General features: G+C 58.0%; 3 protein-coding genes. All 3 read right to left on the bottom strand.

Annotated features, from left to right (window positions below; translation table 11 throughout):
• Positions 1-168 precede the first annotated feature (168 nt).
• Positions 169-750, bottom strand: a complete 582-nt coding sequence (locus tag Q0X57_RS08140) for a Maf family nucleotide pyrophosphatase (protein WP_297729985.1) — start codon at positions 748-750, stop codon at positions 169-171.
• On the bottom strand, positions 747-1,529 hold the full coding sequence (locus Q0X57_RS08145) for a Rossmann-like and DUF2520 domain-containing protein (protein WP_297729987.1): 783 nt from the start codon (positions 1,527-1,529) through the stop codon (positions 747-749). The genes Q0X57_RS08140 and Q0X57_RS08145 overlap by 4 nt, the downstream gene beginning before the upstream one ends.
• Positions 1,530-1,754: 225 nt before the next feature.
• On the bottom strand, positions 1,755-2,509 hold a 755-nt coding region (locus Q0X57_RS08150), incomplete at its 5' end, for an NAD(P)(+) transhydrogenase (Re/Si-specific) subunit beta (RefSeq protein WP_297729989.1).

The raw sequence follows: 2,509 nt of genomic DNA on the forward strand, positions 1-2,509 counted from the left end.
GGAACTTCGAAATCTTTCTTCCGAAGTTTCATTTCATTCTTCCGAAGTTTTATTTCCCGCCTCGGTGGAGAATTTTCATTTGCTCCCTGGAGCTTTCGGATTTCCTACCGAGGGGAGAGGGGAGAGCTAGTAGCTCTAGTGGCACTAGTGCCCCTAGCCAACAGCTAACTACGGTAGGAGGTCAGCGTCTTGTAGCTCGCGGTAGAGGCGCTGCACGGGGAGGCCCATGACGTTGTAGAAGGAGCCCTCGATGTGCGAGACGCCGATGTAGCCGATCCACTCCTGTATGCCATAGGCGCCCGCTTTGTCGAGCGGCTGGTAGTGCGCTACGTAGTGGTCTATCTCGCTGTCCGTGAGCTGTGCGAAGGTGACCAGCGTGTGGCTCGCGAAGGAGCGCTGCCACTCGGTCGTGGTGAGCGAAACGCCCGAAACGACCTCATGCTGGCGACCGCTCAGGAGGCGTAGCATACGTCGTGCGTCGTCCAGGTCGTGAGGCTTGCCGAGGATTTGCCCGTCGAGGAGGACGACCGTGTCGGCCGTGATGAGCAGTTCGTCGGCTTGTAATGTGGGGCGTAGCTGCTCCGCTTTGAGCTGGGAGAGATAGCGCGGCACCTCTTCGAGAGGTAGCGTGTCAGGGTAAGCCTCGCTGTGTCCCTCGATGGTGCGTATCTCAAAGGGGTGCCCGAGCGTGGCGAGGAGCTCTTTGCGCCGTGGCGATTGGGAGCCAAGGATCCAGTGGTAAGTTTTCATTGTGGGTAGTCGTCTAGGATGGCTTCGGTGAATAGGTTGTAGAGCTGCGACACCTCTTGCTGCGACTCGGGCAATTGCTCGAGTAGTGCACGGTGGCGAGCAATGGTCTCTAGGTCGTGCCGGCGGGCGGGCCCCGTCTGCGCTACGTAAGGATCTATCGTGGTCGCCTTCGAGGCGGTGCGCAGGATGAGCCCATTGAGCAGGTCGGTGGGGAGACCCGCCTGAGTCAGCAGACGGTGCGAGAGGGTGTAGAGGCGGTTGGTACAGTTGGAGGCGAGCACGCCTGCGAGGTGTAGCCAGAGCCGTTGGTCCAGTGTGGAGGGGATCGCCTCAACCTGAAGAAGTTCGTTCCACTGCTGTAGGGTGGTCAAACCTTCGTCAGAGGCGAGCTGGTAAAGGACCTTTTGCCCCTCGAAGGGAACGATGACCTCTTTGGCAAAGCTATTGAACGGGTACCAGACGCCGTAGGCGCGTTGTCCGCTGAGGCAGTCGATCGGGGTCACTGCGGAGGTGTGGACGACCAAGCCGTCCAGCGGTGGCAGTGCCGTGGCGACCTCTGCGATGGCTTGGTCGCTGACGGCGATGATGTAGAGGTCCGCTAGGGGAAGCTGTCGCAGGCTATCGGTGACGAGGCAAGTGAGTGCGAAGCGCTTACGGAGCGCCTCGGCATGGGCTAGCCGCCGGCTGTAAATGCCGCAAAGCGATGTGGCGGCGTGGCTCGCCAGTGCAGCTGCTATGGAGGTGGCTACGCCTCCTGAGCCTATGAGTACGACTTTCATGGAGTATCAACTATAGAGCGGTGTGTCAAAGGTACGAAATTAGAGGTTAGAGATTAGAGATTTGTTTCTAGGAGTACTAGTGACACTAGGAGCACTAGTGCCACTAGCTAACGGACAATGCCAGACTTCTTCGGTAGGAAATGAAAACTCTCCACGGAGGAATGTGTGATTGCCTCCGTGGAGAGTGTTTAGGAGCCAGTTAGTTGGCTCAACGAAAGTCGCCGATTAGAGCGTGTCGATCAGGTCGCTGAGCGTTTTCTTGGCATCGCCGATGAGTAGTGTCACACCCTCGCTACGGCTGTAGAGCGGGTTCTCGACGCCAGCGTAGCCAGGTTTGAGGTCAAAGTTGCAGATAATGACCTGCTTCGCCTGATCCACATTGAGGACTGGCATACCATAGATAGGCGTTCCCTCAGCATTGCGCGCAGCGGGGTTGAGGACGTCGTTGGCCCCGATGACGATAACGGCATCGGTATTGGCAAACTGATCGTTGATCGCCTCCATCTCGTAGAGGCTATCGTAGTCTACATTGGCCTCAGCGAGGAGCACGTTCATATGTCCCGGCATGCGACCAGCCACTGGGTGGATGGCGTACTTGACTTCGGCACCGTTTCGAGCGAGCTTGTCGGCTAGTTGCTTGACCTCCTGCTGAGCTTGCGCTAGTGCCATACCGTAGCCCGGCACGATGATGACGCTCTTAGCGTTGTGTAGTACCTCGGTAGCAGACTGTAGTGGTGTCGCTGTGCTGGTCGCTGACGAGGCGGCGGGGGCTGCGGGAGCACTCTCCGCATGATCCAAACGATCCATCAGGTTGGAGAGCGTTGCCTTAGCATCACCTAGACAAAGGGCTACGCCTTCGCCACGGCTGTAGAGCGGGTTCTCAACGCCAGCGTAGCCAGGCTTGAGGTCGTAATTGCAGATGATTACCTGCTTCGCCTGATCCACATTGAGGACTGGCATACCATAGATAGGCGTTCCCT

The sequence above is a fragment of the uncultured Porphyromonas sp. genome, assembly GCF_947254915.1.
Taxonomy (GTDB): Bacteria; Bacteroidota; Bacteroidia; order Bacteroidales; family Porphyromonadaceae; genus Porphyromonas.